This is a genomic window from Rariglobus hedericola (assembly GCF_007559335.1).
Lineage (GTDB): Bacteria > Verrucomicrobiota > Verrucomicrobiia > Opitutales > Opitutaceae > Rariglobus > Rariglobus hedericola.
In genome coordinates, this window is sequence record NZ_VMBG01000001.1 from 108,873 (window position 1) to 121,496 (window position 12,624).

The 12,624-nt window shown below is 61.2% G+C and carries 7 protein-coding genes; 6 read left to right on the top strand and 1 reads right to left on the bottom strand.

The genetic code is table 11. The features are described from left to right. The first annotated feature begins 12 nt into the window (after positions 1–12). On the top strand, positions 13–1,011 hold the full coding sequence (locus FPL22_RS00565; protein ID WP_144228174.1) for a hypothetical protein: 999 nt from the start codon (positions 13–15) through the stop codon (positions 1,009–1,011). Between the two features lie 19 nt (positions 1,012–1,030). Here FPL22_RS00565 and FPL22_RS00570 read toward each other — a convergent pair whose 3' ends face one another. Next, entirely contained in the window at positions 1,031–2,506 is a 1,476-nt protein-coding gene (locus FPL22_RS00570; protein WP_144228175.1) for a DHA2 family efflux MFS transporter permease subunit, read from the bottom strand. A 192-nt stretch (positions 2,507–2,698) separates the two neighbouring features. On the opposite strand from FPL22_RS00570, the gene smc reads away from it, so the two are divergent. The 5 genes from smc to FPL22_RS00595 all read left to right on the top strand — a co-directional run bounded on the left by smc (position 2,699) and on the right by FPL22_RS00595 (position 12,568). Further along, the gene (gene smc, locus FPL22_RS00575) at positions 2,699–6,559 is read left to right on the top strand and encodes a chromosome segregation protein SMC (RefSeq protein ID WP_144228176.1); all 3,861 of its coding nucleotides are present in this window, start codon (positions 2,699–2,701) and stop codon (positions 6,557–6,559) included. A gap of 13 nt (positions 6,560–6,572) precedes the next feature. Next, a complete protein-coding gene (locus FPL22_RS00580) occupies positions 6,573–8,546 on the top strand; it encodes a tetratricopeptide repeat protein (RefSeq protein WP_144228177.1) in 1,974 nt (657 codons plus the stop codon). Between the two features lie 182 nt (positions 8,547–8,728). Next, positions 8,729–9,202 carry a redoxin domain-containing protein gene (locus FPL22_RS00585; RefSeq protein ID WP_144228178.1) on the top strand — a complete coding sequence of 158 codons (474 nt, stop codon included), beginning with the start codon at positions 8,729–8,731 and terminating at the stop codon, positions 9,200–9,202. A 76-nt stretch (positions 9,203–9,278) separates the two neighbouring features. Next, a complete protein-coding gene (gene acnA / locus FPL22_RS00590) occupies positions 9,279–11,969 on the top strand; it encodes an aconitate hydratase AcnA (RefSeq protein WP_203235090.1) in 2,691 nt (896 codons plus the stop codon). 89 nt (positions 11,970–12,058) lie between these two features. After that, positions 12,059–12,568 carry an STAS domain-containing protein gene (locus tag FPL22_RS00595; RefSeq protein ID WP_144228180.1) on the top strand — a complete coding sequence of 170 codons (510 nt, stop codon included), beginning with the start codon at positions 12,059–12,061 and terminating at the stop codon, positions 12,566–12,568. Positions 12,569–12,624 lie beyond the last annotated feature (56 nt).

The window sequence follows — 12,624 nt, forward strand, 5'->3', positions numbered from 1 at the left end:
CATTCATCGAACATGCGTTTCCGATGCCTGTTGCTTGTGGCTGGAGTGTCGACCGTTTTGGCGGCGACGTTGCCGGGGGCTCGTGCCGACACCCTTGTATTCAAAAACAATGGCGACCGTCTCAAGGGCACGATGGTTGCCGAGGAGGGAGACGTGCTGGTTTTCGATACCGAGCGCTTCGGCGTGATGCGGATTCCGCGCGGTAATGTAACCCTTGAGCGGGAAGACACCGTGCAGGTTCAAGCAGCGGCCGAAGAGAATGCATCGGCGGGGAATGTGGTGAGGGCCGATGCCTCGGCTGACGTCGCGCAATTGGCGATGGCGTCCAAGCCGGATCCGGCGTCCAAGAAAATCCCCTGGCATGTCCGGCTGGCGTTTTCCACGGAGCTGATCGAAGACACGACGAACAAGGCGGAGTGGATCTTTGAGCTGCGCGCCGAGCGAAAATGGGCGCGGGATGAACTGCGTTTTGAGCCGCGTTATGAATACAAGTCTGAGAATGGCCGGGCGACATCCGATCTGTTAAAGCTTAAGAACTATTACCGGCACGACATCGGGCGGTGGTGGTTCGTCCAATATCTGCCGTATTATGAACTCAACCGTCAGTTCACCTACCAAGGACTGCCGCTGGATTATCAATATCTTCGCAACGAACTGGGCGCGGGTATTCGCGTGATTGATCGTCCGGGTTCGATTTTGCGAGTCGGTGCGGCCGAGTCGTTCTACAACATCGATCTGCTCAATTATGACGCCAGCCTGTCTCTGCGGAGCGAGTCGGTGTTCGTGGAGGCCGAGCTCGATTTTCCGTGGCGTGTATCCATTCGCGATCGCGGTCAGATCCTGTGGTATAGCAACGGGGACGAACAGGGTATCGGCAACGAACTGGAGATCACCAAACACCTGAACGACTTTTGGTGGATCGGCGTCCGCCATGAATACCGGGTGAACGCCCCCGAGTTGCAGGGTGGCGATCTGTCGAAACTGAAAGTGTTTCTCGGCGTGGACTTTTAGTCGGGTCACACGTCATTAATCACGCGCCTACGCGCACCGGCTGTTCTCGGTTGTTGTCCGCAAGGGCCTTGGCGCGGCTGGTGTGATTGCTGACGTTGTTGCCGTCGTTGCCGCGCAGGGCCGCGAAGCACAAGGTGGACAACATCGTGACGACGCCGAGCACGAGAAACGCGTGGTGCAGCGCACTGATGAGCTGCGGGTGGTCGGTCTGCGGCACGCCTTGCAAAAACCACGCCGCGACGACCGAGCCGAGGGCCACACCAAAGCTGAGCGAGAGCTGCTGGCCGGTGCTCGCGATGCTGCTGGCCTTGCTGGCATCGGCATCGCTGATGTCGGCGTAAACCAGTGAATTGATACTCGTGAACTGAAGCGCCGAGATGAAACCTTGGGTGAGGCTGATCAGCAGGATTGCCCAGATCGGCGTGGCCGGACCGACGAGCGTGAAGACGGTGATCAGACAGCCGAGCAGGAGCGTGTTGACGATGAGCACGCGGCGGTGGCCGTAGCGTGCGAGCAGGGGTTTGCTGAGGATTTTCATGCCGATCGCGGCGGCTGCCTGTGGCATGGTGAGCAGGCCGGCTTGCCACGGTTTGAATCCGAGGCCGATCTGATAAAGCAGCGGCAGCAAAAAGGGCATTCCGCCGATGCCGAGACGCGTGACCGTGCCACCGACGACGGACACCCGAAAGGTGCGCACGCGAAAAAGATTGAGCGTGAGCAGTGGGTTTTTGATGCGCATCGCATGCCAGACGTAGGCCCCGAGTAACGTGCAGGCCAATACGCCGAGCGGCAGGACGGAGGTTACGCCCAGTTGATGATCGCCGAGCACTTCGAGCACATAGGAAAGAAGCGCGATGCCGGTGCCGAACAGGATGAAGCCGAGACGGTCCAGCGGCGGCGTATTCTCCTGCCGGTAGTCGGGCATGTAGCGCCGCGCCAGCCAGAGTCCGGCCAGACCGAACGGGAGGTTGATAAAGAAAATCATCCTCCACGGGAGCCAGTGAACGATCAAGCCGCCGACGAACGGCCCGATGAGTGGACCGATGAGGGCAGGGATGATCACATAGTTCATCGCGGTGATCATTTCGGAGCGCGGAAACGTGCGCACGAGTGCGAGGCGGCCGACGGGCGTCATCATTGCGCCGCCGATGCCTTGCAGGATGCGTGAGGCCACGAGCATGGGGACATTGACCGCCAGCCCGCAGAGCAACGACCCCGCGGTGAAGAGCGCGATGGCCAGCACGAAGATGCGTTTTGTGCCGAACCGGTCCGCCATCCAGCCGCTGATTGGAATAAAGACCGCCAGTGCCAGCGTATAACTGGTGAGCACGCCTTTGAGGCTGAGAGGCTCGACCTCCAACGCGGCCGCCATGGTGGGTGCGGCGGTATTCACGATAGTGGCGTCGAGTTGCTCCATAAAGAGAGCGACGGCGACCAACCAGGGCATGATCCGTTTGATCGGAATATCCTGGGTGGGCGCGAAACGGGAAGCCATTGAGTCTCAAATAGGCGGGAAATGTCCGCTGGCAACTTCACGGGCGATTTCGTCGTCAGTTGCGCCTGATGGGCTTCGGAAGGAGCGGGCAGGCAGCGGACGGAAGTGGAAAGTCGTTACATATCCGTCAAAACGTCCCGAAATTTGCGTTTGCCGCGTGCGGGCACGGCGTCTCAATGCCCGTTTCTTTTCATGTATCTCAAGGCGCTCAAGCTTCACGGTTTTAAGTCCTTTGCCGACCCCAGCACCCTTCGTTTCGAACCGGGCGTCACGGCAATCGTCGGTCCCAACGGCTGCGGCAAGTCCAACGTGGCCGACGCCATCCGCTGGGTGCTGGGCGAACAAAGCGCCAAGGCCCTCCGCGGCGGCAAGATGCAGGACGTCATCTTCGAGGGTGCCGACACCCGCAAACCCGCCCAGCTCTGCGAAGTCTCGTTGCTGCTCACCGATTGCGAAAAACAACTCGGCAGCGAATTCCACGAGATCGAGATCATGCGTCGCGTTTACCGCGATGGCGGCGGCGAATATTTCTTCAACGGCCAGCCGTGCCGCCTGAAAGACATCCAAAAGCTGTTCATGGACACCGGCATCGGCCGCACGTCCTACTCGATCATGGCGCAGGGCCAGATCGACCAGATTCTCTCCTCGAAGCCCGAGGAACGCCGCGCCGTTTTCGAAGAAGCCGCCGGTATCACCAAGTATAAATCCCAGCGCAAAGAGGCCCTCGCCAAGCTTACGCTGACCGAGACGAATCTCGTGCGCGTTGCCGATGTGGTCGCTGAAATCGGCCGTCAAATCGGTTCGCTGCGTCGGCAGGCTTCCAAGGCGCTGCGTCACAAAAAACTCAGCTGGCGTCTCCGCCATCTCGCGCTCGCGCATCACGGTTATAATTTCACGCAGGTCAGCACCGCGCTCACGCAACTCGAGGAGCAGGTCATCCAGCTCCGCGCCGCCGCCGAGACCCGCCGCACGCACCTGCACCAGCAGCAGTCCACGCTCGAAGGTCAGAAAGCTCGTCGCAGCCAGCTCAACCAGCGCGTGCAAGAAGCCCAGCAGGCCGTCTTCGATCTTCGCTCCGAGAAAGAGCAGGCCGAGAACGCCTCCAACCTTTCGCACATCAAGCGTTCCGGTCTCACCGATCGCCTTGAGTCGTCCCGCGCGAATTTTGGCGAGCTCGAGATGCAGCTCCACGAGTTGTCCTCGCAGGTCGATACCGGCGCGCAGGACAAGCAGGAGCAGCTCACGCTTCTCGGCGGTTCCGACGCGGTTTTCCAGGATCGCAATCGCGAACTCGCCGTCGTCGAGGCCGAGTTGACGAAGCTCGAGCAGGAACTCCAGCAGACGAAGTTCCAGATGCTCCAGTTCGAGAGCAACGTCGCCCGTCTCCGCACCGATTGCTCCAGCTACGAGGTGGACCAAAAAACCTCTGCTCATCGCCATGCGTCCGTCGCGGAGGAACTCGAGCAGCTCCGCCAGCAGCAATCCTCCGCCGCCGCGCAACTCTCCGAGCTTTCCGCCCGCGTCGAAGAGGCCACGGTCGCCAAGGCCCGAGCCCATCAGGAAACCCAGGATGTGCAGATCCAGATCGGCGATCTTACCAAGGAATTCCGCGAGGCGCAGAAGAAGCTGCAGGACATTGACCGCCAGCTCGCCCAACGCACCGCGCGCCTGAACCTGCTCAAGCAGCTCGCTGAAAAATTCGAAGGCTTCGGAGAGGGCGCCAAGGCCATCTTGCAGGGCCGCCTCGCCGCCACGCTCGGCGAAACCGTTGCCACGCCTATCACCAAGGGGCTCGAAATCGCTCCGGCCCACGCCAAGGCCATCGAAGCGCTCCTCGGTTCCGCCGTGGAAGCGATCAACGTTGCTGACGTCGCCACCGCGCAAAAAATCCTCGCCCAGCTCGAATCCGAGCAGATCGGCGCGGCTGTTCTTCAGGTGTCCGGACTGGCCCCGCAGGCCACCGCCGCCGGTTCGCTGCCGGCCGGGGTCACCCCCGCGACCGCCGCGCTGCTGAATCTGGATCCGTCTCATCCCGCCGCCGCGCTGCTCGGCTCGTGCTACGTGGCCGAGAACCTGCACGCGTTCCTCGATTTCTGGCGCGAGAATCCCTCCTTCAGTTTCCTCGCCGTCGCCACCGCCAAGGGCGAAATCGTCGACCGTCGCGGTCTCGTGTTTGGCGGCTTCGCCAAGAAGTCCAACAACAGCATCGTCCAGCGCGAAATCGATCTGCGCGAAACCGCCCGTCAGCTCGCCGACGACCAGAAGGCGCATGACGAGCAGAAGGCGATCATCGACAGCCTTAACGCCCGCCTGGCCGAGGCCGAGACCACGCTCGAAGCCAAGCGCGCCGAGGTGCTCGAAGCCTCGCAAAACGTCGCCACCGTCCAGTCCGAAGAGCGCAACGCCCAGCGCGCGCTCGAAGAGATCGGCACCAAGGCCAACCGCATGGATTCCGAGCTGCAGGGTCTCGAAGCCCAGCGCAACGAAACACTCGCCCGTTTCGAGCGTGCGCAGGCCGCACTCACCGAGGCCAGCACCTCCGTGGAGGCCGGTCGCATCCGTATTCAGGAAATCGAGACACGCATCACCGAACTGCGCACGGATCGCGATGTGAAGCGCGACACGCTCGCCCAGGCGCGTCTCGAACTGGCAGACCGTCGCCAGAAGGTGGAAGTCCTCGACCGAGGTATTGCCGACATGGAGCGCCGCCGCCGCCAGTTGTCCGAAATCCTCGTCCAGCGTCAGCAGGAGATCGAAGTCTGGACCGAGCAGATCGCGTCCCTCGAAGCCGAGAGCGATAACCAGAAATCCCGCGCCGCGCAGATCGCCGAAACCCTCGTCGTCGCGCAGCAGCAGGTGGAGCAGATCCGCATGGAGTTGACGGAGGTCGAGCGCGAGATCGGTGGTGTCGAGAATTCGCAGGAAGGCATCCGCACCGATGCCGAAAAAGCGCAGACCGACTTCAGCCGCTGTGAAGTCGCTCTCGCGCAAAACAAGTCCCGCGCCCAGTTCATCGAGGAAGATGTGCAGCGCGAATTCCAGATTCGTGTCGGCCAGTATGACTGGCGTGCGCTCTTGTGGCGCTCCGAGGATGATCCGCCTGACTTGAAGGCGCTCGATCTCGATGACGACGAGGATGACAACGATGCCGGCCACGCCGCGCCTGCGGTTGCCGCCGTCGTTGAGGCAACACCCGCCGTTGAAGGCGAAGCCACCGAACAGACTGCGGAAACCGCCGAGGGTGCTCCGGTCAAACGCCGCAAAAAGAAAGGCCCGAAGCCCGATCCGACCGAGGAAGATCTTGTCGCGTTGGAAAGTTCCGCCGATTGGGATTCCGTCAAGGCCGAGGTCGATGCCCTGCGTCAGCGTCTCGCCGGCATGGGCGCGGTCAATACCGGCGCCATCGAAGAATACGCCGAACTCAAGCAGCGCTACGATTTCCTCAAGGGTCAGAGCGACGACTTGAACACGGCGAAGGGCGATCTGGTGAAGACCATCGACGAGATTAACAAGACCTCGATGGAGCAGTTCCAGATCACGTTTGACCAAATTAAGAAGAACTTCGTCTACACGTTCCAGACGTTGTTCGGCGGCGGTATTGCCAACCTCGAACTCATCGTCACCGACGATATTCTGGAGTCGGGTATTGAGATTACCGCGCAGCCGCCCGGCACAAAATTGAAGGGCATCACGCTTCTCTCCGGCGGACAAAAAACGCTCACCGCCGTGGCGCTACTCTTCGCGCTCTACATGGTAAAGCCATCGCCGTTCTGTTTGCTCGACGAGTTGGACGCTCCGCTCGACGAATCGAACATCGGCCGTTTCACGAACCTCCTCGGCAAGTTCGTGGACAACTCCCAGTTCATCATCATCACGCACAACAAGCGCACGGTTTCGGCCGCGCAGGCGATCTACGGCGTGACGATGGAAGAACGCGGTGTGTCCAAGACCGTCTCGATGAAGTTCAACCAGAACAAGAGCGACATCGAGCCGCACCAGGAAAACATCGCGGAGTCGGTGCGCGGTGCCAAGTCCACCATCGGCGCGTCCTGATTGAATCGAACCGATGGCACTGCCCAAGGTTAAGCTCTGCTGGAACGGGAAGCGCGTCGAAGCCGACTGGCATCTCGGGCTTTTCGGTTTCTACACGCGCGGCACATCGGGCAGTCGTTTGCAGGGCATCGTTATCAGTGGACGCGGCCTGCTGGCGTGGCTGGCGGGCCTTGCCGTGGTGGCGTATTTCACCGGCGCGGCGGCTCTTTGGTTCTGGCTGGACCGGCGCCCGTATAACTACGTCAGCTACACCGATCTGGTGCTGCCGACGCGCTGGAGCGGCATTGAAAAACTGCGTGGCCAGGCGCTGATCGCCGAAGGCATGGACGACATCAAGGCCCGCAAATGGAGCGAAGGCTTGCAGAAACTTCGCGTGGGCATCGCACGCAATCCCGAAGAAATCAAAGGCCGCCTGGTGCTCGCGGAAATCTTCCTCGCGATGAAGGCCCGCAAGCAAGCCATCGAGATTTACGACGGAGGTCTCGGCACCCAGTATCCGGGGCGCGACTACGTCGAGGCCATGCTCAAATCGGCCGCGCAAAGTGAAAACTATGAGTGGTGGTTGCGCACGTGCGATCGCGCGCTGGCCCTGATCGGAAACAATCCGGCCCACGCCGCCGACCACCGCTGGCTCATTCAGCAAAAACTCAGCGCGTTGCTCGCTGCCGACCGCCCGGCGGAGGCCCTCGTGCTGGCCGAGGCCGAAGGTGAATCGGGCAGTCCCACGATCAGCGAATTCCGCGTGCTCGCCTTGCTCAAGGAAGGTAAGCCCGATGCGGCGCTGGCATTCTTGAACGAATGGCAGAACCGTGCCGGTTCGCGCCTTGATCCGCAGATTTTGCGCCTGCAAGCCCGCGCCTTCCGTGAAGCGAAAGATGCCGCCTCAATGGATCGCGCACTCGAGGAGTTGCGTGAGTTGTCGCCGGCCGATCCGCGTCCGTATGTTTACGGCATCGTGCAGCGACTGCTGGCCGGCCGTCGTGACGAGGCTTTCGCTTCGCTCGATTCGTTCCTGCTGCGGTTCGGAAGCACGCCCCAGTATTTGCAAATGCTGGCTGCGCCGCTGGCGGAGATCGCCGAACGGCCGATGCTCGAAAACCTGGTGAAGTATGCAGCCCAGCAAGGTTTCGATCTGGAGCCGTTCCGCCGGTTTCTTCTGCAAGCGTTGATGGAAAAAGGGGAGTGGCGCGAGGCCTCGACGGTGTTGGCCGAGGCCAAAGGATCGGATAAAAAAGCGGAGTCGGTCGCCCTGTGGTATGACCTGATGGATGCGCAAATCAAAGCCGCCCTCGATTCTGGTGAAGCCGCGCAGTCGAACCTCGTGAGCCTGGTGCGCGGGCGACAGTTCGCGCTTAGCTTTTACAAGGATGCCATCACCAACATGCGGCGCGCCGGCCGGCTCACGACGGCGCGGGAGATCGTTACGTTTGCCCAAGGTATGTATCCGCAAAACAACGTCATCGAGACGTGGCGCAAGGAGCTCGACATCGAGCTCGCTGCCGCCGCCGAACTGGTTTCGAAGCCGGTGGTGACATTGCCTCGTCCGCAGGTTGCGGCGGCGACCGTGGTTGCGCCGAGCACCCCGCGAGTCGAAGTGACGACAGCTGATTTTGAGGCCCGACTCGAAGCCCTGACGAAGACCGGTGATTATGCGGGCGCGTTGCAATACCTTCGCGAGATTCGTGTCACCAAACCGGCTTGGCTCGACGCCCGCGAGGCGGACCTGTCCCGTGACGAAGTGCGTTTCAGCGGTCGGGCAGGGGACTTGGTGGCGTTGCGGTCGTCGGCGCGGCTTTACATCAATGGCGATCGGTTGCGCTCTGCGCGCACGATTGAGATCGCCCGCGAATTGCATGCCGCTGGGCGCATACCCGAAGCCGTTTTCCTGCTCAAGGAATTGCTGGCCAAGGTGCCGGATTACCCCGTCGCCCAGCGTCTGCTGGCCGAGTGGGTTCCGAAGCCGGTCCCGACAGCCGCGACGCCCTGATTGGGCATTCGCTGGTCTGCTCCTCGTCCGCAGCGGAACTAATGCTGGTTCAAGGAAAACTAGAATCGTCGCTTCTAGAGGTAAAAACGGATTGCGGGCGCCCGTCCGCGGGTCCTATTGTCGCCGCTCTTGTTCACGCGCAAGCTGCGCCGCTTAACGACCTTAACTCAAACACCTCGCCCATGCCCATCGCTGTCGGCTCCCAAGCTCCCGATTTCACCCTCAAGACGAAGACCTCGGAAGGTCTCAAAGACATCAAGCTGAGTGACAACTTTGGCAAAAAGCCGACCGTTTTGCTGTTCTTCCCGCTCGCCTACACCAGCGTCTGCACCGACGAGCTTTGCGACGTTTCCAATGGCTTGAGCGGCTACACCCGTTTTGGTGCCGACGTGATCGGCATCAGCGTTGACAGCCCCTTCGCTCAAGAAGCTTGGGCCAAGGCCAGCAACATCAAGATTACACTGGTCTCCGATCTGAACAAGGAAACCACTAAGGCTTACGACGTCCTTTTCCCCGGTCTCGCCGGCATCGGTGACACCTCCGCCCGCGCCGCGTTCGTCATCGGCATTGATGGCGTCGTGAAATATGCCGAGCAGACCGAGTCGCCCAAGCACCTGCCGAATTTCGAAGCCGTCAAAGCGGCCCTCTCCAAGTAACTCTTCATCGCGCCCTGTTGCAGTGGCGCGGTTTTATTTTCCACCAACCGACAACCTGACCAGACCCGACCTTTCCGTGAGCCTTCCCAACCCGTTCAACACGCTCCAGTCCTTCACCGCCAACGGAGCTTCCCATCAATTCTATTCGTTGCCCGCTCTCGAGCAGGCCGGCTTTGCCATCAGTAAGTTGCCCGTCTCGATCCGCATCGTGCTCGAGTCGCTCCTGCGCAATTGTGACGGCAAGCGAGTCTCCGAGCTCGCCATTCGCGATCTCGCCCGCTGGCAGGCCAAGTCCGCCCGCACCGAGGAAATCCCCTTCGTGGTTGCCCGCATCGTCCTTCAGGACTTCACCGGCGTGCCGCTCCTCGTCGACCTCGCCGCGATGCGCTCGGCCGTCGTCAAACTCGGCAAGAATCCCAAGATCATCGAGCCTCTCGTGCCGGTCGATCTCGTGGTGGACCACTCCGTCCAGGTGGATTTCGCCGGTTCCGCCGACGCCCTCGCGAAGAACCTTGATCTCGAGTTCTCCCGCAACCGTGAGCGCTACCAGTTCCTGAAGTGGGGCATGCAGGCCTTCGACACTTTCAAGGTTGTTCCCCCCGGCATCGGCATCGTGCACCAGGTGAATCTCGAGTATCTCGCCAAGGGCGTCCTCAAAGACACCCACGGCGTTTACTATCCCGACACGCTCGTCGGCACCGATTCGCACACCACGATGATCAACGGTATCGGCATCGTTGGCTGGGGCGTCGGCGGCATCGAAGCCGAGGCCGGCATGTTGGGCCAGCCCGTGTATTTTCTCACGCCTGACGTCGTCGGAGTGCACCTCACCGGCGCGCTCAAGGAAGGCGTCACCGCGACCGACCTTGCCCTCACGCTCACGCAGCTCCTCCGCAAGCACAAGGTCGTCGGCAAGTTCGTCGAGTTCTTCGGCCCCGGCGCCACCGCGCTGCCCGTCGTCGACCGCGCGACCATCGCCAACATGGCGCCCGAATACGGTGCGACCATGGGCTTCTTCCCGATCGACGCCGAGTGCTCCAACTACCTTCGCGCCACCGGCCGCCTCGATGCCGACATCGAAACCTACGAGGCCTATTACAAGGCCCAGAATCTCTGGGGCATCCCGGCGAAGGGTGACATCGAATACTCGGCCGAGCTCGAGTTCGATCTCTCCAACGTCGTCCCCAGCGTCGCCGGCCCGAAGCGTCCCCAGGACCGCATCGAGCTTACCGCGATGAAAGACGAATTCATCACCGCCTTCTCCCGTCCCGTGAATGAAAACGGCTTCGGCAAAAAGATGGATGAGTTCGTCACCGTCAAAGCTCACGTCGCTGGCACCGATATCCGCCACGGCAGCGTGCTGATCGCCGCCATCACGAGCTGCACCAACACCTCCAACCCGAGCGTCATGCTCGCCGCCGGTCTGCTCGCTAAGAAAGCCGTCGAACACGGCCTCACGGTCAATCCGCTGGTCAAGTCCTCGCTCGCCCCCGGTTCCCGCGTGGTCACCGATTATTTGGAAAAGACCGGCCTCGCCCCGTATCTCGACCAGCTCGGTTTCCAGACCGTCGGCTACGGTTGCACGACCTGTATCGGCAACTCCGGCCCGCTCGATCCGCGCATCGAAGAGGCCGTGGTGAAGAACGATCTCGTCGCCGCCTCCGTGCTCTCCGGCAACCGTAACTTCGAGGCCCGCGTCCATCAGAATATCAAGTCGAACTTCCTCATGTCGCCTCCGCTGGTCGTGGCCTTCGCGCTGGCCGGCCGCGTGGACATCGATCTCGCCACCGAGCCCCTCGGCACGGACAAAAAAGGAAAGCCCGTTTACCTGAAGGACATCTGGCCGACGCTGAAGGAAGTGCGCAACCAGATGCAGGCCGCGCTCAAGCCCGAGGTCTTCCGCAAGCTCTACAGCGACTTCGCCGAGCAGAACCCGAAGTGGAACGAAATCCCTTCGACCACGGGCAACGTTTACTCGTTCGAAGCGAATTCGACCTACATCCAGGAGCCCCCGTTCTTCACGAACTTCTCGCTCACGCCCGGCACGATCAACGAGATCCACGGTGCGCGCGCGCTCGGCATCTTTGGCGATTCGGTCACGACCGACCACATCTCGCCCGCCGGTGCCATCAAGAAGAGCTCGCCCGCCGGTCGCTTCCTCCAAGAAGCCGGCGTTTCGTTCGAGGACTTCAACTCCTACGGCTCGCGTCGCGGTAACGACCGCATCATGACGCGCGGCACCTTCGCCAACGTCCGCATCAAGAACCTCATGCTCGGTGGAGAAGAGGGTGGTAACACCATTTATCAACCCACGGGCGAGAAGCTCGCGATCTTCGACGCAGCCGCCAAGCACAAGGAAAACGGCACGCCGCTTATCGTGATCGCCGGCCAGGAATACGGCACCGGATCGTCCCGTGACTGGGCCGCCAAGGGCACGAACCTTCTTGGTGTTAAGATCGTCGTCGCCCAGAGCTTCGAGCGTATCCACCGCTCCAACCTCGTCGGCATGGGCGTCCTCCCGCTCCAGTTCAGCGAAGGCACCACGGCGCAGACGCTCGGCCTCGACGGCACGGAGACCTACGACGTGATCGGCCTCGGCATGACGATCAAGCCGCAGCAGGATTTGACGCTCCGTATCACCCGTTCGGATACTTCGGTGAACAACATCACGGTGCGTTGCCGCATCGATACTCCGATCGAGATCGATTACTACCAGCACGGCGGCATCCTGCCGTATGTGCTCCGCCAGATCATCGCGGCTAACTAAGCACGCTAATAAAAGCGCAAGGCTGCGGGTAGTATCCCTCAGTCTTGCGCCTTTGCATTTCGTCCGGTTTAGATTAATTTATTCAGACCATGGCAGATGCCACCAAACCCACGTTCCTTGTTGATGCCGGTTCCGACCCTGTCGCGATCCGTATCGAAGGCCGCGCCTCGTTTCAAAACAGCGCCTGCCTGAACGACTTCTTTAGCGAACTCATCGCGGCGGGGAAAACCCGTTTCATGATGGATTTTCTCAACTGCACCAGCATGGACAGCACCTTTCTCGGTGTGCTGGCCGGTGTGGCCCTCAAATTGCGCAAGCAGACGCCTCCGGGCAGTCTCGTGCTTTGCCGCATGGCGCCGCGTAATCTCGAGCTCGTCCGCAATTTGGGTCTTCATCGTCTGCTGACCGTCGATGCCGATACCGCAGACCTGAATCTCAACACCACGTCGGCACTGCCCTGTTCTCCTGACAAGGGGGAACTGGAGAGCGCGCGTCTGGTGCTCGCTGCGCACGAAAATCTCGTCGCCGCCGACGAGGATAACCGCGCCAAGTTCCAGGACGTGCTCGCGTTCTTGAAGAACCGCGTTTCGCAGGGCTGATTCGCCGAATCGGGAACCGTCGGTTGGCTTTGGGTTCAGTAAACGGGTGGACCTTG

Excerpts from the sequence above, each read along its gene's own strand:
- smc (WP_144228176.1), top strand. The coding sequence starts at position 2,699 with ATGTATCTCAAGGCGCTCAAGCTTCACGGTTTTAAGTCCTTTGCCGAC.
- FPL22_RS00580 (WP_144228177.1), top strand. The coding sequence starts at position 6,573 with ATGGCACTGCCCAAGGTTAAGCTCTGCTGGAACGGGAAGCGCGTCGAA.
- FPL22_RS00570 (WP_144228175.1), bottom strand. The coding sequence starts at position 2,506 with ATGGCTTCCCGTTTCGCGCCCACCCAGGATATTCCGATCAAACGGATC.
- FPL22_RS00565 (WP_144228174.1), top strand. The coding sequence starts at position 13 with ATGCGTTTCCGATGCCTGTTGCTTGTGGCTGGAGTGTCGACCGTTTTG.
- FPL22_RS00585 (WP_144228178.1), top strand. The coding sequence starts at position 8,729 with ATGCCCATCGCTGTCGGCTCCCAAGCTCCCGATTTCACCCTCAAGACG.
- FPL22_RS00595 (WP_144228180.1), top strand. The coding sequence starts at position 12,059 with ATGGCAGATGCCACCAAACCCACGTTCCTTGTTGATGCCGGTTCCGAC.